Source organism: Mesorhizobium sp. M6A.T.Cr.TU.017.01.1.1, from assembly GCF_004023115.1.
Lineage (GTDB): Bacteria > Pseudomonadota > Alphaproteobacteria > Rhizobiales > Rhizobiaceae > Mesorhizobium > Mesorhizobium mediterraneum.
On the sequence record NZ_RZTA01000032.1, the window covers coordinates 40520 to 59674 of the forward strand.

Below are 19155 nucleotides of genomic sequence, written 5' to 3' on the forward strand. Positions count from 1 at the left end.
GGAGAGCGGCATGAATTTTCTGGTGACTGGAGGTGCCGGCTTCATCGGCTCGGCGGTGTGCCGGCATTTGTGCGGCAATCCGGCCTACCGGGTGACCAACATCGACAAGCTCACCTATGCGGGAAACCTCGCCTCGTTGCGGCCGATCGAAAACGCGCACAACTACAGATTCGTGCACGCCGATATCTGTGACGACAGGACGATTCTGGAAGTGCTGCACCACGACGACATCGACGTCATCATGCATCTTGCCGCCGAAAGCCATGTCGACCGGTCGATCGACGGGCCGGGCGCGTTCATCGAGACCAACATCGTGGGAACTTACCGAATGCTCAATTCGGCCCTGGAATATTGGCGCAGACTTCCCGACGAGAAGAAAAGCCGTTTTCGTTTCCATCATGTTTCGACCGACGAGGTGTTCGGCGATCTGCCCTTCGACAACGGCATCTTCACCGAACAGTCGCCCTATGCACCGTCTTCGCCCTATTCGGCGTCGAAGGCCGCATCCGACCATTTGGTGCGTGCATGGCATGACACCTACGGCCTACCGGTCGTCCTGTCGAACTGTTCGAACAATTACGGTCCGTTCCATTTCCCCGAAAAGCTGATCCCGCTCGTCATATTGAACGCGCTCGACGAAAAACCGTTGCCGGTCTATGGCGCCGGCGCGAACGTGCGCGACTGGCTTTTCGTCGAGGACCATGCGCGCGCCTTGGCGATGGTCGCGACCCAGGGGGCGGTTGGCGAGAGCTACAATATCGGCGGCGGCTCGGAACGTACCAATCTGGCGGTGGTCGAGGCGATCTGCGACATCCTCGACAGCAGGCGGCCGCGTTCTGCCGGCCGACGCTATCGCGATCTCATCACCTTCGTCGCCGACCGCCCGGGCCATGACCGGCGCTACGCAATCGACGCTTCGAAGATCGAGCGTGATCTCGGCTGGACGCCGCGCGAGACCTTCGACAGCGGCCTCGCCAGGACGGTGGACTGGTATCTTCAGAACGAGTGGTGGTGGGGTCCGATCCGACGCGAGCAGTACGCCGGCGAGCGGTTGGGCGAAGCGCGGAAGGGCGCCGCGTGAGGCTTGTCGTCACCGGACGCGAGGGCCAGGTTGTCAGCAGCCTTGTCGAGCGTGCGCGCACGCACCCGGATGTCGAGGTCGTCACCCTCGGCAGGCCTGAACTCGATCTGGCGAAGCCGGAGACGATCGAACGGGCGCTTGTGGCTACCCGACCCGACCTGGTCGTGTCCGCCGCCGCTTACACCGCCGTCGACCAGGCTGAGGACGAACCGGACCTTGCCTTCGCCGTTAACGGCATCGGCGCCGGCCATGTCGCCGCGGCTGCAGCACGGATCGGTGCACCGGTGATCCATCTGTCGACCGATTATGTCTTCGATGGGAGCGGCGAGGGGGCTTATGTAGAAGAAGACGAGCCCGCTCCGCGCAGCGTGTACGGCGCCTCGAAGCTCGCCGGCGAGCAGGCGGTCGCCAAGGCCAATCCGCGCCATCTCATCCTGCGCACGGCATGGGTCTACAGCCCGTTTGGCAGGAATTTTGTCAAGACGATGCTGCGCCTCGCTGCCGATCGCGACGAGTTAGCGGTGGTGGCCGACCAGTGGGGAAATCCCACTTCGGCGCTTGATATCGCTGACGCGATCTTGCATGTCGCGGCGATGCTGCATGGAAACAAGGACTTTGCCTCATACGGTGTCTATCATCTGGCTGGAACCGGCGAGACCAACTGGAGCGGCTTTGCCCGTCATATCCTGGACACAAGCCAGGCGTTTGGTGGCCCCTATGCGCGGGTGAGGGATATCGCCACTGTGGATTATCCGACCAAGGCGCAGCGCCCGGCGAATTCTCGCCTAGCGAGGACGAAATTCACGTCCGAGTTCGGATGGACGGCGCCGGAATGGCGAGAATCGACGAAAGAGGTGGTCCGTCGTCTTCTGATCGGAGAGACGAGACAGACATTGACAGCATGAACAAGCAACCATCTCCGGAAAATTTGCGTAGTGCGACGCCCGCGCCACGTGCCGCCGACAAAGCAGCGGCGAAGGCGCGAGCCAAAGCCAAACCGACCGCCGCCAAGCGCACCTGTATTATGGTGCTCGGCATGCACCGTTCCGGCACCAGTGCACTGACCAGGGCGATCAGCCTGCTCGGCGCCGGGTTACCGAAGAATATGCTCGGCGCCAATCCAACCAACGAAACAGGCCACTGGGAGCCGCTGCGGCTTATGGAACTCCATGACCGGATGCTGGCCGAGGCTGGCAGCCGATGGGATGACTGGCGGGCTTTCGATCTGAGCGACCTGTCGAAGGCGCGTGCCCGACTCTATCGGGCCGAGATCGCACGGTTGATCGACGAGGAATATGGCAACGCACCGCTCCTGGTGCTTAAGGAGCCGCGCATCTCGCGTTTCGTGCCGCTGTATGCGGACGTCTTGAAGTCGATGAAAATCGATCAGCGATACGTGCTTGCAAGTCGCAATCCGCTTGCGGTCATCGCCTCGCTGGGCAAACGGGGCGGGTCAACGCTGGGGTTCGGTGCGCTGCTTTGGCTTCGCCATGAATTGGAAGCCGAGTGTTCGACGCGCGGGGCGCCGCGCGTGTTCGTATCCTACGAGGGGATGGTACAAAATTGGCGACTGGCCCTAGAAAAGATCGGTACTGCGCTCGATCTTGTCTGGCCACGGCCAATCGAGGAAGCCGCCGCTGAAGTCGACGCCCATATTTCAACCGATCACCAGCACCACGTAGCGAGTGACGGCATGCTCTTGGCGGACGAGCGCATCGGGAACTGGGTGAAAGATGCTTACTCTGCACTCAAGGCTCTGGAGATACATGCCAATGATGCCACGGCCATGGCAATTCTGGACCGCATCAAAGCTGAGTTTGATGCGGTCGCTCCCGTCTTCGGCGATGCATTCTTCCCTGAACTTGATGCGCGTCTTCAGGTGCTCAATCGAGAAAACACCGCCCAGCGGCAATTAATCGAACAGCGCGAAGACGAGATAGCGAGACTGACATCTGAGCAAAGGCAAAAAGATTCAGAAGTTCAGGTGTTGGCCGCGCAACTAACAGAGGAGCGCGCGGATTTTCTACGTTTGACGGAGGAATCAAACTATCTAACGCGCGAACTTCAAAAAAATCAAAACCTAGTGTTTGATCTAAATTATCAAATACAGAATTTTAAGACCGAAAAACTAGCGCTCGAAATTCGATCAAACGGCGAATTGTCGAGTTCCGCACACGAAGCCGGCAATCACTCAGCTTCGTTCGAGGCCTTTTCCAAAATTCCGGAAGAGCAAGAAACAGTAAATATCGAAGAAGATGATTCCAAATTAATAGCTTTTTACCTGCCTCAATTTCATCGAATAGACGAAAATTCTGAATGGTGGGGGCCAGGGTTCACAGAGTGGACAAATGTTGCCAGAGCCACTCCAAACTTCGTTGGCCACAATCAGCCAAAAATTCCCCGTGATTTGGGATACTACGATCTTACCCACCCGAATACCATGCGGGAACAGGTGGAAATTGCAAAGCTATACGGATTGCATGGGTTTTGCTTTTATCACTATTGGTTCAGCGGCAGAAGGGTACTGGAAACGCCTGCCAATCTATTTTTAGAAAGTGATTTAGATTTCAAATTTTGCATGTGCTGGGCCAATGAAAATTGGACGCGTGCTTGGGATGGCGACACGAAAAATGTCTTGCTCGAGCAAAAGTATGCCGAAGGAGATGCCGAAGCATTTATCGACGGGATGCTGGCTTACTTCGGTGACCAAAGATATATCAAAATTGACGGTGCGCCTCTGTTGGTAGTTTATCGGGCCAAAGAGATACCGAACCCCCAACGCTGGTTTTCTATATGGCGTGATCGTGTCACCGCTCATGGATTTCCAGGCCTCCATATTTGCGTGGTCGACTTCTACGACATATCCGCACCCGAAGAAGTTGGGGCCGACTCGCTGGTCGAGTTTCCGCCACACAAATTTAACGGACCTCAGAATCACCCGTCTGAATTTCCCGCTATTACAAATCCCAACTTCTCTGGCGGTATCGTTGACTATCGAAAAATGATCGCCCAAAGCGCCAATCGCCTGAGGCCATCCTTCAAAATGTTTAGGGCTATCATTCCAGGTTGGGACAATACTGCGCGCCGACAGAACAACCCGACGATAATTGTTAACTCAACGCCTAAACTATTTGGTGAGTGGCTTCGCTTCTTACGCTTTCAAGCCAGGCAGGATCATGCTGAACCTGACAATCGCCTTATCTTTGTCAACGCGTGGAATGAATGGGGTGAAGGGTGCTATCTGGAACCCGACCAGCAATGGGGCCTCTCATATCTGGAAGAAACGCTTCGGGTGAAGTTCTTTCACCCAGCCAGCGAACCTGTCGGGATTGATGCAGCTCGATCGCGTTTATTCGATCGGCTTGTGGCAATGACCAACCACGGGGAGATTTCGAGTACCCCCATACCTAAGGAGATTTTTCTAAATATTCGACCTCCCGGCCGAATAGCCGAAAGAGCATCAGCGGTACTTCGACAGTCTCCAACACTGCATGCCATGGCCAGATATCTATATCGTCGTTTGCGGCAGAAGGGACGTGGTTACAGTGGATAGCGTAGCCGTTGTTGCTCACTTCGATGTAAATGATCGCGTCGAACCCAATTTTTTTGACCTATTGAGTTCTCTCTGTGGGTTCTTTGACAGAGTCGTTCTTGTGACGACTAGCAAAATTGCTCTCGATCTGATAGAAAACTTACATAATCTCACAATAATAAGGCGCCCTAATTTTGGATATGATTTCTATAGCTACCGCGTTGGATTGACTTACGCGTTAGAAAATTGGGAAGTCGGCAACATATTGCTGATAAATTCCAGCTTTGTAATCCTATCACGCGATGTTTTTAGGCGTGCGTTAAGTAGGATGTCCGAGTTGGGTTCTGCCCATGATGTGGTTGGGGCGACCGAGTCTTTGCAGTTTTCTTGGCATGTTCAGTCGTATTTGTTATTTTTAGGATCGACTATTCTTAGGCGACCTTGGTTTATAGCATTCATGAACAGTATAGAGCCAACTAACTCAAAAATCGACACAATTCTGAAGTTTGAGCTCGGTTTATCCTCGGAGCTAAGACGTAATGATGCTGTGGTTACAACTCTCTTACAGCCGTCCCTTGAGCAAATTGAAGACGCTAGCCATGGCTGGAGCGAAGGCGACAAGAAGCAGTATGCCGACAAGCTAGATGTCGTTTCTAGTGCAACGCCGCCAATTCAGAACTTTAATCCCGTGCACCATCTGGCGGGGCTTGTTGCACGCGAATTGGGCTATGTGAAGCTTGAGGTTTTAAGGGAGAACCCCCATCAAATCGACTTGGGTTTCGTCGATGAATTTTGCGAGAGAGAGCGCCTTGGTTCGGTACAAGAAATGGTTGGACGTAGCCGAGCTAGCTATGCGCGTGGGAGTGACAACCTTTCTGCCCTTAAGATTGATAGAAGACCTATTCCGTCAGCAAAATTGGCGCAGTGGCGGAAGACGAGGGCTGGGCAGGTTGATGTCGCGGTAGTCCTACATCTTTACTATATTGAAATGATCGATGATATTCATCGATTGTTACAAAACATTGTTGCTCCATTCGATCTCTATGTGACGACTTCGGCTGAAGCCGACTGCCCAAAGATATTCTCAACATTCTGCTGTTTGGCTCAGAGCATTTCAATTTACTGCTCGGAGAATAGAGGTCGGGATGTTGGTCCGTTCATTTCGGTTTATCGAAGCGGTGTGCTTGACCGATATAAAGCGGTCTTAAAAATCCATTCCAAGATGAGTACGTATAGCGCCAATGGAGTCGTTTGGAGAGATAGGTTGTACCGGTCTGTTGCAGGCGATTCATTGACGGTACTAAGATCCATAAAATTGCTCAGAACCGGCGAAGTCGGCATCGTCGGCCCACATCGATATTATCTAACCAATGATCGGTTCTGGGGTGCAAATCGTCAGACGATGCGCCGGTTGCTCCAAGAGATGACTATTTTCGATTCCGACGAGAATTTTGAGCTGGGATTTTTTGCCGGTTCGATGTTTTGGTTTGTGCCGCAGGCACTTGCGCCGTTGAGAGTGATTCCCGAAGCGAGCCTCACTTTCGAAATGGAAAACGGTCAGCAAGACGGCACCCTCGCCCATGCGATCGAGAGGACGTTCTGCCCGATCGCGCGGAGCCAAGGTTTTGTTGCATCGAGCGTCATCCTTCAAGGACAGGAAATCCATAGGTATTCCTCAGTCGAGAACGACGTGCCTGTATTGTGACGCGGTTGTTAAAGCGTCGTGGGCGGCTTGGGTTATCAGGAAAGCTGGGGACATGGGCTTACTGTTCCCGACCTGAACGAGCACAACAGTTCGCTGGCTTTAGGGACCTTCTGGTCGCCAGGAGGGAGATGAAAAAAGGACGTCATGACATTGATTCTCTCTCTCATCCGTCGCGAGATCGCCGGGCGGTACCGTGGTTCGGTGCTCGGCCTTTTATGGTCGCTCCTCAATCCGCTGTTCATGCTGGCCGTCTACACATTCGTTTTCGGCGTGGTGTTGAAATCGCACTGGACGACCCCTGACCAGCAGAATGCCACGCATTCGACCGGCGAGTTTGCGGTCATCTTGTTTTGCGGACTGATCGTATTCCAGTTTTTTGCAGAGGTGGTGTCGCTGGCGTCCGGGCTAATTGTCGCCAACGTCAACTACGTCAAGAAGATTATCTTCCCGATCCAGATCTTGCCCGTGGTTTCGGCCGGCGCGGCCTTGTTCCATGCGGCCGTCAGCCTTCTGGTGCTGCTCGTTTTTGCCTACATCGTGTTCGGCAAAATCCCGCTGACGGTGGTATTGGCGCCGGTAGTGTTCGCACCGCTGATTGTTCTCGTGCTCGGCATCGCCTGGATGTTAGCATCGGTTGGCGTCTATTTTCGCGACATGAGCCAGATCGTGGCGCCGCTGGTGACGGCGACGATGTTCTTATCGCCGGTGTTCTTTCAGAGGACGTCGCTGCCGACATGGCTGCAACCTTGGCTTTCGCTCAACCCGCTCGCGATTCCCGTCGAGAGTTTTCGTGATGTGGTCATCTTCGGTATACAGCCGAACTGGACAGCGCTTGGCTATTACTCACTGGTGTCGGCCGCGGTAGCGTTTCTAGGTTATGAATTTTTCCAGAAGACCCGCAGGGGCTTTGCCGATGTTCTCTGATAAATCGGGCGTAGAAGGTGGCGACCACGGTTCGGATGTCGCCATCCGCGTGCGCGATGTGTCGAAACACTATGTCATGTTCGAGCGGCCGGAGGATCGCTTCAAGCAGATGGTGGTGCCGCGGCTTGAGCGGCTGGTCGGTCGTCCGCCGCGCCGCTATTTTCGCGATTTCGCTGCCTTGTCAGGTGTCTCGTTCGAGATCGGTCATGGCGAGACAGTCGGCATCATCGGTCGCAACGGCTCCGGCAAGTCGACCCTGTTGCAGATTGTCTGCGGCACGCTGCAGCCGACCAGCGGTTCGGTCGAGGTCAACGGTCGCGTCGCCGCACTGCTCGAACTTGGCGCCGGCTTCAATCCCGAGTTCACTGGTCGCGAGAACGTCTTCCTCAATGCTTCCATCCTTGGCGTGCCGCACAAGGAGATGGAGTGGCGCTTCGACGACATTGCACGCTTCGCCGACATCGGCCCCTTCATTGATCAGCCGGTGAGGACCTATTCTTCAGGCATGTATGTGCGGCTAGCATTTGCCACCGCGATCAATGTCGACCCGGATATTCTGGTGGTGGACGAAGCGCTTGCCGTGGGCGACGAGGCGTTCCAGCGCAAATGCTTCACCCGCATCGAGCAGATCAAGGACAGGGGAGGCACCATCCTGTTCGTCAGCCACGGCGCATCGACGATCGTTCAATTGTGCACGCGAGCCATGCTAATTGATGTCGGCGAGAAGATATTCGAAGGGGCCCCGAAGGCGGTGGTCAACCAATACCAGCGACTGGTGAATGCGAGTACCCAGGCGGCCGGCGAGGTCCGCGCGGCCATTGTAGGAATGCCAGATCTGAATCCCACTCAAACGGGGATATTGGTTCAACAAACAACCCCGGCTGCCGATGGGGACGAGATAACCACGGATTCGTTGCCAAACTCTGGCCAAGAGGCTGGACCTTCGCTGCCTCGAATTCAAGATCAAGTTCAGATGGTCAAATATGCAGAGCACTTCGATCCGGCGCTTGTGTCGCAGTCAGTTATTCATCTGGAAGAACGAGGTGCCCGTATCCGTGATATCCGGATTCTCACATTCGCTGGAGAGCGTGTGAATACTCTACAGCTTGGAAAACGCTATGTATTTGAATACTTTGTAGATTTCTCGGCAGAAGCCAACAATGTTGGGTTTGGAATGTTCATCAAGTTGCTCAATGGTGTTGGCCTTGGCGGCGCCAATAGCAATCGTACACCCGGATCGCAGTTGAGGTCGGTATCGAAGACGACAACGCGCCACGTACGGTTCGAATTTGACTGTAGATTTCTCCCGGGAACCTATGTCGCAAATTGCGAGGTAACCGGCACAGTTGCAGGTGAAACCTACACGATGCATAGGGTTGTGGACGCCGAGCTTTTTCGCGTTTCGCCTGAGCCAGATCTGCTTGCAATAGGCTATCTCAACCTGGAGCCCATGCTCACGATTTCGTCTGAAGATGATGTTGCCGAAAGAGCTTAGAAAAATGCCGGGACGTCTTTTGATTGATTTGGCGCTTTCCCGCGATCGAAGTCATTTTGATAGAATCAAATCGAGAAAATAGAATAGTGAGAACTCTAGGTTTGATAATGATCGTGCGGGACGAGGCCGACGTCATTGAAAAGAATTTGAGATTTCATGCAAGTCAGGGATTTGATTACTTTGGGATAATTGACAATCTATCCACCGATGGAACTCGGGATATAATTGAGGACCTTTCAAAAGATATTCCAATGACGATTCTCTCCGAGGAGAACACCGACTATAGGCAGGATGTATGGGCGGGACGTTTGGCGGAATGCCTATCTCAAAGAGGGATAGATCTTGCGATAAGTCTGGATGCCGACGAGTTCATTTCAGGATTAGGATCAACCTTCAAGGAAATTGCAGATGAACTGCAATGCCCTTTGATGTGCCCAAGGCACAATATGGTGCCGCTGAAAGCTGAGCTTTCTGAATTTGCTAAGAACCCGCTCCTTGCTGCACGCCACAGGGTGGCTAGGCCACTTCCAACTCAATTGCCAATTATGCTTCGAAGGATGCCCGGAAAAATGCTCTTCCCTTTGCGGGGACTGCGTTCCATTGCTCGTGGGAATCACAGCATCGAACACGAAATTGGCGAACGTGCAGTCTCTGACAACGCTCTGATTCGCCATTTCCCTGTTCGCACATATGATCATTTCCTGGCGAAGCTCGAACAGGCAAGGGCAAGATTCCGGCAGGAGCGGGACGCGCATCCTAATACATCCTGGCATATCCGTCGCTGGCTGGCGCTCAAGGACGACGGCGCTATTGAGAACGAGTACACATCTTTTTTCGTGGGTGACAACGATTTAAGCATGTATTTATCAGATGGGACAATTGTTGAAGATTCATTTTCAAGTATCTTGTGATGTCGGCAGAAGTGACACCATCTCGATTTTATTGATTTCTGTCCTCATTCTGTATTAATGCTGTCGTGTTTAATGCTTTGGCACGCTTCGACCCTTCGTAGCGAACCGGTGCAAACCAGACTGATCAAGGTCCAATTTCGGCAGGATCCGGGATGCAGGATCGCGCTTGCCGCAGATCATAAATCTTCACGGTGGGTGCCACGTATGCGTAGTCGCCGTACAATTTTGAGAACTGCGCCGCGACATGGCCGTCGAGACACCGAAACATGCCGGCCAGCACGTAGGTAAGTTGGGGTTGCTCGCTCAAATCTCCGCCGCGCAGATACCGTGTAAATCTCTGCGATACGAGATAGTCGACCGACGACAAATCTCGATAGTCCCGTGTCTCGGGTGCCGGCTCTCCCATTAAATAATCCGCAAAGAAACGGGTAATGCCCCGGGTTTCGAGAAAACGCATCGCTGCGAAGCGGGTATCATTTTCCCTGCTCATAGATCCGGTGTACTCGATGCTGGCATGAGAACTGGCGGCCATGGCCAGAAGCCCCAGGCCGGCGCTCATCCAATGCGACCTGGGCGCTATCGCTTTGGAGCAGGCAATGCCGGCCGCCAGAAGCAGATAGATTACCACGGGCAAAACATAACGCATGGAGCCTATGATCTTGAGCGGCGAGAGCTCGAGCATGAAAAGCCACGCAATGGCCGCGCCCGCGAAAGCGGCGACAGCCCTGTTGCGATCGCCAAGAATAGCGATGGCGATTGCTCCCAATGAGATGACGGTCGTCGGCACCGTGAGGCTGGGAATCAGGTGATAACGGAAGTGAGTCAGCCCGTAGCCCTCGAAAAACCACTCTTTCAGATCGTGCCCTTCTTCAACATGGTTTAGTTCAATAACGAAGCCTCGGAGTATGGTCGAAAGCCCGCTGCCGGTTTCGGTCAAAAGCGACGCGGCATAGACAGCCAGAACGGTCAGTGCGCCGACTGCGGCAACGATCGCGGCTTGTCTCCACTCCAGTTTGCAATATGTGATCGCCACAACGAACAGCACCAAACTGTTGGCGACTCCGACATACTTGGCCGTGATTGCGAGCCCCAATGCGAACCCGAAATAAAGAAGGTCGACGCTGTCGGTGCGCTCTCTCAGTCGCACAAGCGCGTGCAATCCCATGCAGATCGCGAAAATAAGAACTGCGTCTTCTTTGAAGTAGTGCGCGTGGATTGTGATGGCCGGTGACGCCGCAAAAACGCAACCCCACAGGAAAGCGTTGAGCTTGTCCGCATATCGTCGCAAGACGAGATAAAAGAGGACGCTCGCCGCGACGGAAGCAAATGCACAGACGGTCCGGCCAGCCAAGCGAAAATCCCGGTCATGCACGGCACCATCGAGCCATGCTGCAAACCGCGCCAATACGATCAGCAGTGGTGGATGGCGGTAATTGTCGGGTTGTCCAAAGGCAAATCCCACTTTGATGGCTTCGTCGGGATGGACACCGAACGGAAAGTCGATGTTGTGAAAAGCCAGCAATGCGGAGATTGCCGCAACTGCTAAGGTTGCGGACAAAAGCTCAAAGGAGACATAACATCCCGATGAGCCCGTCGCCTTGAGTCGCCATGCCGCGACGAATGCCATGCCCAACCTCTGATGCATCGTGCGGGTTTTGTGAATAAACCGGCCACCAGGCCAATCCCGATGCTGTTTGTAGACCACGGAGTTGACTTATCAATACCGCCCCGCTCGGCCACATAGACTAGGCTTCAAAAAAATCGCTGGCGATGACTGCGGCTCCGCAGTATGCGATACAACCGGCGGCTGGTGATTGGCACGACAGGCCAACGTGATCGGCGGCGAATTTGCCCGTATCACACTGGCAGCCAGTCCTCGATCCCTGGAGTGTAGTGCCGCGCAATGAATTCATACTTAGAAGCCGTATTCGGACTTCGGCCGGACATGCGGCGTTTTTTTATCATGATCCAGGACGCCGTCATGGTTCTGGTCGCGGTCGCGCTTAGTCTAGTTCTGTCGCGTTCCAACCTTTCGTTCGAAGCGTTCTCCTATGCTGGCCTGACCACCTGGGCGTGCATCGTCGTTTCCAGCCATTTGCTGTTCAGATATTGCGGCCTCTACAACACGGTCTGGCGCTTCGCTTCGACGCCGGACTTTTTCAACATCCTGAAGAGCTGCGCGATTTTGACCGTCGCGCTCTATTGCGCCTCACTGTCGTTTCGTTTCTTCAAGCCGGTGACGGGCATCAACGAGCGCCAGTTCATCGTCTTCTTCCTCGTGTCCTTCACGATCATATCGGCGCCTCGGCTCTTCTACCGCTTTCTTCGTGACGGAGCGAGCTGGCGTATCCTGAACAGGGCCGCCGACAAGGGATTGACGAAGCAAGCCCTGTTCGTCGGCCGGCTCGGCGAGGCCGATCTGATCATTCGCTTTACGCGCACGGCGCAGCCTGGGGACTATTCCATCGCAGGGGTCATGGCGATCGAGAACGACGCGCCGTTGGGCACCCGGATTCAAGGGGTTCCGGTGGTTGCAGTCCGCCCCCGTTTGACGGAATTCCTGGAGGACTACACAAGGGGCACGAAAAGCCTCGACCTGCTGATTTTCGGAAATGGTGCCGGGCGGGAGATCGAGGAGTATTCGGAGCTGGTTCGTGTCGCCCGGCATAGTGGCATAGCCGTTGTGCAATTCTCGGGGTTTTCCGAACTGGGGCAGGGAGGAAAGCTGGTTCTCGATGCCGTCGAGATGGAAACGATCCTGCGCCGTCCAGCGGTGCCTTCCGATATCGAGCGTATCGGCACTTTTGTCCGCGGCAAGCGCGTCCTGGTGACAGGCGGCGCCGGCTCCATCGGGCGAACTCTGGTCAGGCGGTCGCTGGAACTGGGCGCCGAGGCGGTCCTGGTCGCCGATCTCTCCGAGTTCGGCATTTTCCAGTTGAGCCAATATATCGACGAGAAAGACCACGATCGTCTCAAGGCCCGCATAGTCGATGTGGCGGACCGGCGGCAAATGACGCGTGTCATAAGCGAATTCAAACCCTGCATCATCTTTCATGCCGCCGCGCTCAAGCACGTCCCCCTGCTCGAGGAAAACTGGGATGCGGCGATCCAGACCAATGTTTTCGGAACGCTTGTCTGTGCAGAGGTAGCCGCCAAATGCGGGGTTCCGCAATTCGTGCTTGTCTCGAGTGACAAGGCGGTGGATCCGACATCTGTGCTTGGCATGACAAAACGAGCAGCCGAGCAGATCGTGAGCGCCTTGCATGAAAGCCATGCGGTCCAACCAAACGGGTATCAACCGGGGGGGCATCATTCCGGCACCAAGTTCATTGCCGTCCGGTTCGGCAACGTTTTTGGCAGCAATGGATCAGTGGCGACCATATTCCAGGCGCAGATCGAGGCTGGAGGGCCTGTCACCATTACGGATCGGCGCATGACGCGCTATTTCATGACGGTGGCCGAAGCCGTCGACCTCGTCATCATGTCGGCAGCCGATGCGGCGTCGCGACAGGGCAGGGACGACTATGCCGTCTATATGCTCGATATGGGTAAGCCGGTGTCCATAGTTGAAGTAGCCGAGACGATGATCCGCATGGCTGGAAAGAGCCCCTACACGGATATCCCAATCCGGTTCACCGGGATAAGGCCAGGCGAGAAACTTCATGAAACGCTTCACGGCGAAGATGAAGAAGTCGTTGAGCTCAGCACCTCCAAGGTTTTTGGCCTCAGGACGGATGTTGTCGACTGGCCGCGGGTCGAGACCGCGCTTACGGCGCTGCGGACAGCGATGAAGAGCCAGGACAAGGGCTCGGCGCTTGCCGTGCTGGAAGGGCTCCATCAAGCAGAAAGATCCCCGGGTGACGCACGTCGGCCAACAGGTCCGAAAAGAATTGGACATGCAGGATAGGACCCTTCGGGCGGTTGTGATTGGATGATGGGAAAAAATCCGATGGCCGTTCCCGGGCATTTGCAGATGACACCACAATCGTGAGCAAACAAGATCAGCGCGTTGCCATACTGATGGGCACGAAGGACGGCGCGGCTTTCATCGAAGAACAGCTCGGCTCTCTCCTCGCGCAGTCGCATTCCCCCGTCGATCTGTGGATTTCCGATGATGGTTCGACCGACGGCACGACCGCCCTCATCGGCGCCTGGAGACCCCGCTGGCACAAGGGTCGGCTGACCTTGGTGGACGGCCCCCGCCAGGGTTTCGCTGCCAATTTTCGATCAATGATCGTCGATCCGCGGATCGAGGCGGACTACTATGCCTTTTGCGACCAGGACGACATTTGGGAGCCGGACAGGTTGGAAAGCGCTGTCCGCTGGATGCGGACGCTGGACGCAGAAATCCCGGCTATGTTCTGCTCCAGAACCGCAACCATGACCGAAACCGGAAGCGTGATCGGCTGCTCGCCTCTGTTCCAACGGCCGCCGTCCTTCCGCAACGCTCTCGTGCAAAGCATTGCCGGCGGCAACACCATCATGATCAACGGCGCGGCACGCGACCTGCTGGCCAAGGCGTCGTCAAAGACCCGATTTGTCAGTCACGATTGGTGGGCCTACCTCATCGTAACGGCTGCAGGCGGCATCGTTCGGTATGATCCGCGGCCTCTGGTGCGCTACCGCCAGCATGGGGCAAATTTGGTCGGGGCCAACGTTTCGTGGAGGGCGAGATTTTCCCGGCTCGCACATCTGCTGAAAGGCGGATTTGCCAATTGGACGGATGAGAATCTCAGTGGTCTGGCCGCCAATCGTGATCTTCTCACGACAGACGCGGCTGCGTGCCTAGGCTTGTTCATCCTGGCGCGAAAGGGCAATATCTTCCGTCGCCTGAGCTATCTGCGCCAAAGCGGCGTCTATCGGCAGACGCCTTTTGGAACCTTCGGGCTCTATTTGGCAATCATCTCCGGCCGGATTTAATGCATGTTCATGGGGGCAGCGAAGCGGACCTTCGACCTCGTGCTGGCGGCCCTGCTGCTGCTGATCACGTCGCCTATCCTGTTGCTTGCCATCCTGGCTATTCGGCTATCGTCACCCGGGCCTGCAATCTTTTCCCAGACGAGGGTAGGCCGCAACGGCGGGCTTTTTCGCTGCCACAAGCTGAGAACGATGTATCTGGGGACGCCGTCCTTGCCCTCGCACGAGGCGCCGGCAAGTTCGGTTACAGTGGTCGGAAAAGTCTTGCGGCGGTTCAAGCTTGATGAATTGCCGCAGCTCTGGAACGTCCTTAAGGGGGAAATGAGCCTGGTCGGGCCACGTCCATGCTTGCCCACACAAACGGAGCTGATCGAGCGTCGCAAGCAGTTGGGCGTGTCATCCATGCTTCCGGGCATAACCGGCTTGGCTCAGATTCGAGGCATCGACATGTCGGTCCCGATGCTCTGTGCCGAAACCGATGCCGCTTATCTCGAGGCGGCGTCGTTCGGCCTCGATGTCAGGATTCTGCTTGGAACGATCTATCGGACCTGAGCAAGTCTGCTTAGCCGCGCTATTGCGGTCAGTCGCTCGATCGTATCGGTTTCCGGCAGCCAGCCCTCCGAAATGAGCAGGGACGGATCGCATATCTGCGTTGCGGTCAGGCTGTCCCAAAATTTGCGTTTGCCCAGCAACGATGCGACCGGCCGTATCAGGCCGGCAGGGGCCGCAACCAGGCGTTTCGGCCGCCCAAAGCCTTGTCGAAAGGCTTCGATGATGGCGGCGACCGGGATTGGCCGTATATCGCTGGCGATATAGACGGGGCGAAGCGGGATCGAATGGGTCAACAGGTGAAAAACCGCCCGGGCCGCTGCCTCGGAGGATATCAGCGAGCGGACGCCCGCCAGGGCCGCTGCGGGCAGCGGCAAGGCGGTGTCGGCCAAGCGCATCAGTGTCGCCAGATTTCCCTTCATGCCAGATCCGTAGACCGGCGGCAGGCGCAGCATTGCGGCATCGGAGCGGCCGGACGATGCATAAGCGTCCAGGACCCTGATCTCGCCTTCGCGTTTCGAACGCCCATAGGCGCATTGCGGGGCAGGGATAGTCTCTTCGTCGAGCCTCCCGCTGAAGCCGGCGCCGACCACAGCCCGGGTCGAAGACAGGTAAATAAAGCGTCCGTTGGCCTGTGCAGCCGCGGCGCGCGCGAGCTGCCCGGTCAATTCGGCATTGGCTTTCAGGTAATCGGCTTCGGTTGGATTGCCACGATCGTTGTTCAACCCAGCGCAGTGGACGACATGCGTGACGTCTTTCAGGATCGTCGCAAAGGCCTCGGCAGGCGCGTCGAAATTCGGCAGCAGGAGGATGTCACTTCCCGAACCGAGCTTTTCCGGGTGCCGGGAGGCGATCCGGATTTCGAACTGCGCCTCTCGGAGGAGTTGCACGACAAGGCGCCCGATGAACCCTGTCGCGCCTGTGACCAACATTTTCATTGCATTGCTCGAAGCTACTACTCGGCGGCCGATGTCGCAGGAAGCGCTTGTTCGTCCGCCAGCGGCATATGGCGCCCCGATGCAAGATATGTCCCCGACACCAGGAAGATCATCAGCACCGAATCCAGAATATCATGACCGATAAGAATGCCCACCATTCCGCCTGAGAGATAGGTGATCACCACAATGACGATCATGGTGGCGCCGAACCGCTCGACCGGATCGGCACTGATGCGCAGCACTGTGGCAGCATTTTTAGCGGCAACGATAAGGATGGCCGCCAGCGCGACAGCTCCCACGATTCCGGCTTCCACCAGTGCGGTCAGAAAGCCGTTGTGGAAGTGGCCGAAGCCTTTATCCATGCCGAATTGGTCAAGAAATCCCTGTTTTATCAGCAGTGGCGTCGCGCCCACCCCATGTCCGAAAAGCGGCATTTCGCGAAATGCGTCGAGGCCAATTTGCCACATAGCAACGCGAAATCCCAAGGCGGTGCCGTAGTTGCCATGCGCCGTGAGCGCCTCCCAGTCGGAACGGAGGAACTCGGCCCGCTCCAATATTGTTTGGAATCCAAAGGCAGCGATCGCGAGGCCGGCCAAGCCCAGTATCAACAACAGACGAAGGACGTACTTGCCCCTTAGCTTCTGCCGATTGATCAGCAGCACGGCTATGCCTGCAATCAGCATCGCCAGCCAGATGATACGCGAACCGGAGTAGAGGATGGCGATTGTTCCGGCCAGCGCCGCGCAGGCGAGAAGGCTCCTGGCCTTTTCGATTCCCGACAAAGCGCCAGCCATGCATACCAAAACACTAAGGCAGGTGACCGTCGCGAACACGATCGGATTTCCAGCACCACCTTCAACCCTCGGCATGCCGAGCCAATAGTACTGGATGGCCGTCAGCAGCAATGCGCCGAAGCAAGCGGCCATGCTGCTCAGTATGATGACGCGGGCAAGGGTGGTTTTCTGCGAAATGCTCCAGACCGAATATGAGAAGGGGAAAAACAGGAAGGTGATCAACGGTACAAGATGCGTCGCATCCCTCGCAATCGAGTTGTTGACGATGGAGGCGAGGACAACGGCGCCGCAAAAGGCATAGATCGCGACGGTGAGGGCGGCCATGGGCCGATCGACATTGAAGCGCCGTCTCTTCAGTGCAATGAGTAGGGTCGACCACAGGCCGCCGCCATTGAATGCAAAACTAACCACCGATCCCAAAACGGAGGGAGAAAAGAAGCAAAGAATGGAAAAGTAGATATTGACCCGTGCCGGTGTGAATTGTTGTTTTATCGATGAAAGCCGGTCCAAGGGTATAATTCGCATTCTTCGGGATCTTTTGAGATGAGGATTTAACTTGACCGTGGCTGGTGCAATGATCTTCAAGATTTCATGCCCATGCGCTACGCGCGGTGGCTCATTCAGGAGCCGGTATAGCGGCTGATCATGGTTTTCGATAGTACGGCAGGGCCGGGCCTGCCATCAAAATCGAGAGTGCGGCTTAATCCACCACTCGTGACCGCAGGAGAGGATAGCCCGAGTTGACGTTGATCTCGCCCCCGCGAATATTTTTCTTGGGCCACTAGGTCCCTTAGCCCATTGAGCAGGAATTTCCGAGATCTGGCCCCAGCGTGGAAAATTCATTCCCGAACCACTCTAGGGCAGGCTTGTCTTGCATTGTTATAGACATTGGCGATCTGCTAGAACGCCTGCACGAAAAAACGAAAAAAACATTGTCCAGAAATGAAGCTTGAACCGGGTAGCTGCGAACTGCGCCCGATGCATCGATGCAAGGTCTGGATGGCACGAGAGAACGCTCACAGTCCATGAACATCGCGCTTACGCACCTTCAGCGGCTCGAGGCTGAATCCATCCATATCTTTCGCGAGGTTGCGGCGGCGTTCGCCAAGCCGGTCATGCTCTACTCGGTCGGCAAGGATTCCTCCGTGCTGATGCACCTTGCGATGAAGGCGTTTTATCCCGCCAAACCGCCGTTTCCCTTTCTCCACGTCGACACGACCTGGAAATTCCGCGAAATGATCGCTTTTCGCGATCAGATGGCGCAAAAGCTCGGCTTCGATCTCCTGGTCCACGTCAACGAAGATGGTGTGCGCGACAAGATCAATCCCTTCGATCATGGCTCGAACACCCACACCCATGTGATGAAAACCGTGGCGCTGCGGCAGGCGCTCGACAAGTACGGCTTCGATGCAGCCTTTGGCGGTGCCCGCCGCGACGAGGAGAAGTCGCGCGCCAAAGAGCGGATATTCTCCTTCCGCAACGCCCAGCACGTCTGGGATCCGAAGAATCAGCGGCCGGAGATGTGGAAGATATTCAACACCCGCATCGCGACCGGCGAATCGATCCGGGTCTTTCCATTGTCGAACTGGACCGAACTCGATATCTGGCAGTACATTCTCCAGGAAGACATCCCGATCGTGCCGCTCTATTTCGCCAAGGAGCGGCCGGTCGTCGAACGTGACGGCATGCTCATTCTGAGGGATGACGACCGCATGGTATTGCGCCCCGGCGAGACAGTGGACAACCGGCTGGTGCGCTTCCGCACGCTTGGCTGCTATCCGCTGACCGGCGCGATCGAATCGGACGCCGATACGCTGGAGGCCATCGTCGGCGAAATGCTCACCGCGCGCACGTCAGAGCGCCAGGGCCGCTTGATCGACCGGGATGAAGCGGGCTCGATGGAAAAGAAGAAGCGCGAGGGGTACTTCTGAGCATGCGCCACATCATGGCCAAGAGCCTCGCCTCCACCGACGGCATTCGTGACTATCTTGCGGTGCAGGAACGAAAGTCGCTGCTGCGCTTCCTGACCTGCGGTTCCGTGGACGACGGCAAGTCGACGCTGATCGGGCGTCTGCTTTCGGACACCAAGCAGATTTTCGAGGACCAGCTTGCCGCGCTTGAGCGTGATTCGCGCAAGCACGGGACGACGGGCGACGACGTCGATTTCGCGCTGCTGGTCGATGGCCTAGAGGCGGAGCGCGAGCAGGGCATCACAATCGATGTCGCCTATCGCTTTTTCGCCACGCCGAAGCGCAAATTCATCGTCGCCGACACGCCCGGCCACGAACAATACACGCGCAACATGGCGA

Annotated in this window: 15 protein-coding genes; 12 read left to right on the plus strand and 3 right to left on the minus strand. The window is 56.0% G+C overall.

Annotated features, from left to right (window positions below):
- Positions 1-10: 10 nt before the first annotated feature.
- The 7 genes from rfbB to EOB36_RS13015 all read left to right on the plus strand — a co-directional run bounded on the left by rfbB (position 11) and on the right by EOB36_RS13015 (position 9648).
- On the plus strand, positions 11-1081 hold the full coding sequence (rfbB, locus tag EOB36_RS12985) for a dTDP-glucose 4,6-dehydratase (protein ID WP_127204431.1): 1071 nt from the start codon (positions 11-13) through the stop codon (positions 1079-1081).
- A complete protein-coding gene (rfbD, locus tag EOB36_RS12990; protein WP_095486114.1) occupies positions 1078-1986 on the plus strand; it encodes a dTDP-4-dehydrorhamnose reductase in 909 nt (302 codons plus the stop codon). Before rfbB ends, rfbD begins: the two co-directional genes overlap by 4 nt.
- Positions 1983-4634, plus strand: coding sequence for a glycoside hydrolase family 99-like domain-containing protein (locus EOB36_RS12995; protein WP_206637163.1), 2652 nt, complete (start codon positions 1983-1985; stop codon positions 4632-4634). Before rfbD ends, EOB36_RS12995 begins: the two co-directional genes overlap by 4 nt.
- Positions 4627-6318 (plus strand): rhamnan synthesis F family protein, encoded by a 1692-nt coding sequence (locus EOB36_RS13000; RefSeq protein WP_164897510.1) that lies wholly within the window; start codon positions 4627-4629, stop codon positions 6316-6318. The genes EOB36_RS12995 and EOB36_RS13000 overlap by 8 nt, the downstream gene beginning before the upstream one ends.
- 144 nt (positions 6319-6462) lie before the next feature.
- The gene (locus EOB36_RS13005) at positions 6463-7242 is read left to right on the plus strand and encodes an ABC transporter permease (RefSeq protein ID WP_095486112.1); all 780 of its coding nucleotides are present in this window, start codon (positions 6463-6465) and stop codon (positions 7240-7242) included.
- Positions 7232-8737, plus strand: coding sequence for an ABC transporter ATP-binding protein (locus EOB36_RS13010; protein ID WP_128284985.1), 1506 nt, complete (start codon positions 7232-7234; stop codon positions 8735-8737). Before EOB36_RS13005 ends, EOB36_RS13010 begins: the two co-directional genes overlap by 11 nt.
- Positions 8738-8844: 107 nt before the next feature.
- Positions 8845-9648 carry a glycosyltransferase family 2 protein gene (locus EOB36_RS13015; protein WP_128284986.1) on the plus strand — a complete coding sequence of 268 codons (804 nt, stop codon included), beginning with the start codon at positions 8845-8847 and terminating at the stop codon, positions 9646-9648.
- Between the two features lie 124 nt (positions 9649-9772).
- On the opposite strand, the gene EOB36_RS13020 is transcribed toward EOB36_RS13015, so the two are convergent.
- The gene (locus EOB36_RS13020; protein ID WP_164897511.1) at positions 9773-11275 is read right to left on the minus strand and encodes a glycosyltransferase family 39 protein; all 1503 of its coding nucleotides are present in this window, start codon (positions 11273-11275) and stop codon (positions 9773-9775) included.
- 318 nt (positions 11276-11593) lie between these two features.
- Between EOB36_RS13020 and EOB36_RS13025 the strand changes: the two genes are divergently transcribed.
- The 3 genes from EOB36_RS13025 to EOB36_RS13035 all read left to right on the plus strand — a co-directional run bounded on the left by EOB36_RS13025 (position 11594) and on the right by EOB36_RS13035 (position 15117).
- Positions 11594-13555 carry a nucleoside-diphosphate sugar epimerase/dehydratase gene (locus EOB36_RS13025; RefSeq protein WP_128284988.1) on the plus strand — a complete coding sequence of 654 codons (1962 nt, stop codon included), beginning with the start codon at positions 11594-11596 and terminating at the stop codon, positions 13553-13555.
- 80 nt (positions 13556-13635) lie between these two features.
- On the plus strand, positions 13636-14568 hold the full coding sequence (locus tag EOB36_RS13030) for a glycosyltransferase family 2 protein (RefSeq protein ID WP_128284989.1): 933 nt from the start codon (positions 13636-13638) through the stop codon (positions 14566-14568).
- 9 nt (positions 14569-14577) lie between these two features.
- Positions 14578-15117, plus strand: a complete 540-nt coding sequence (locus EOB36_RS13035; RefSeq protein ID WP_095486218.1) for a sugar transferase — start codon at positions 14578-14580, stop codon at positions 15115-15117.
- On the opposite strand, the gene EOB36_RS13040 is transcribed toward EOB36_RS13035, so the two are convergent.
- Entirely contained in the window at positions 15105-16052 is a 948-nt protein-coding gene (locus EOB36_RS13040; RefSeq protein WP_128284990.1) for an NAD-dependent epimerase/dehydratase family protein, read from the minus strand. The two genes, EOB36_RS13035 and EOB36_RS13040, sit on opposite strands and share 13 nt — an antisense overlap.
- 17 nt (positions 16053-16069) lie before the next feature.
- Positions 16070-17257 carry an O-antigen ligase gene (locus EOB36_RS13045; RefSeq protein WP_128284992.1) on the minus strand — a complete coding sequence of 396 codons (1188 nt, stop codon included), beginning with the start codon at positions 17255-17257 and terminating at the stop codon, positions 16070-16072.
- A gap of 614 nt (positions 17258-17871) precedes the next feature.
- Here EOB36_RS13045 and cysD point away from each other — a divergent pair.
- Positions 17872-18777, plus strand: coding sequence for a sulfate adenylyltransferase subunit CysD (gene cysD / locus EOB36_RS13050; protein ID WP_095486105.1), 906 nt, complete (start codon positions 17872-17874; stop codon positions 18775-18777).
- A gap of 2 nt (positions 18778-18779) precedes the next feature.
- Positions 18780-19155 (plus strand): GTP-binding protein (locus tag EOB36_RS13055; RefSeq protein WP_245467782.1); only part of this gene is annotated, 376 nt, incomplete at its 3' end.

What these genes read in the sequence shown, in the direction of transcription:
- cysD (WP_095486105.1), top strand. Translation starts at nt 17,872, where the DNA reads ATGAACATCGCGCTTACGCACCTTCAGCGGCTCGAGGCTGAATCCATC.
- EOB36_RS13035 (WP_095486218.1), top strand. Translation starts at nt 14,578, where the DNA reads ATGGGGGCAGCGAAGCGGACCTTCGACCTCGTGCTGGCGGCCCTGCTG.
- EOB36_RS13005 (WP_095486112.1), top strand. Translation starts at nt 6,463, where the DNA reads ATGACATTGATTCTCTCTCTCATCCGTCGCGAGATCGCCGGGCGGTAC.
- EOB36_RS13040 (WP_128284990.1), bottom strand. Translation starts at nt 16,052, where the DNA reads ATGAAAATGTTGGTCACAGGCGCGACAGGGTTCATCGGGCGCCTTGTC.
- EOB36_RS13020 (WP_164897511.1), bottom strand. Translation starts at nt 11,275, where the DNA reads ATGGCATTCGTCGCGGCATGGCGACTCAAGGCGACGGGCTCATCGGGA.
- EOB36_RS13015 (WP_128284986.1), top strand. Translation starts at nt 8,845, where the DNA reads ATGATCGTGCGGGACGAGGCCGACGTCATTGAAAAGAATTTGAGATTT.
- EOB36_RS13025 (WP_128284988.1), top strand. Translation starts at nt 11,594, where the DNA reads ATGCGGCGTTTTTTTATCATGATCCAGGACGCCGTCATGGTTCTGGTC.
- rfbB (WP_127204431.1), top strand. Translation starts at nt 11, where the DNA reads ATGAATTTTCTGGTGACTGGAGGTGCCGGCTTCATCGGCTCGGCGGTG.
- EOB36_RS13010 (WP_128284985.1), top strand. Translation starts at nt 7,232, where the DNA reads ATGTTCTCTGATAAATCGGGCGTAGAAGGTGGCGACCACGGTTCGGAT.
- EOB36_RS12995 (WP_206637163.1), top strand. Translation starts at nt 1,983, where the DNA reads ATGAACAAGCAACCATCTCCGGAAAATTTGCGTAGTGCGACGCCCGCG.